2 protein-coding genes are annotated in these 591 nt (G+C 40.8%); both read right to left on the bottom strand.

Annotation, left to right across the window (positions count from 1 at the left end; genetic code table 11):
• Window positions 1-426, bottom strand: a 426-nt coding sequence (locus CWB72_RS20225) for a DDE-type integrase/transposase/recombinase (RefSeq protein ID WP_138635216.1), incomplete at its 3' end; no start/stop codon positions are given.
• The coding region (locus tag CWB72_RS20230; protein WP_138635218.1) for an IS3 family transposase at window positions 386-591 on the bottom strand (206 nt) is incomplete at its 5' end. The genes CWB72_RS20225 and CWB72_RS20230, both read right to left, overlap by 41 nt.

The raw sequence follows: 591 nt of genomic DNA on the forward strand, positions 1-591 counted from the left end.
AAAAAATGACTCCATATGGGCCTTATCATTCATTATTTTTGGTCGGTTCAGACTTTGAATAATACCGCGTTGCTCTAGTCTTTTACTGTACAAACGAGCCCTGTATTCAATTCCTCTATCTGAATGAAAGACTAACCCCGCTTCGGGCTTCCTATTTTTCAACGCTTGCTTCAAAGACTTCAGAGTCAAAGAAGCATCGCGTGTGTCTTTGAGCGACCAGCCCACCACTTTTCGGCTGCACTTATCCATGATTACAGATAGGTAACGCCATTCTCCTTTTACTTTTAAGTAGGTCACATCACCAACCCAAACTTGGTCAGGTTTATTGGCCATGACGTCCAATTCCCTATTGGGAATAGCAGCTACAAAATCTTTAAGCTTTTTATTATTGCGATAATAAAGTAGCCACTCTGGCTTTAATTCCATTTTCACGCATCAGTCGAGCGACTCGTTTTTGACTGACTCGAAAACCTTGTTGTTTGAGTGCTTGGGTTATTTTGGGGCTACCGTACACTTTTCCACTCTGATGCCAAATTTTAAAAATTTCATCTGTCAGTGCTTCATCTTCAAATGTTCGATTACTTTTCCCTC

This window comes from Pseudoalteromonas phenolica, assembly GCF_005886345.1.
Classification (GTDB): domain Bacteria; phylum Pseudomonadota; class Gammaproteobacteria; order Enterobacterales; family Alteromonadaceae; genus Pseudoalteromonas; species Pseudoalteromonas phenolica_A.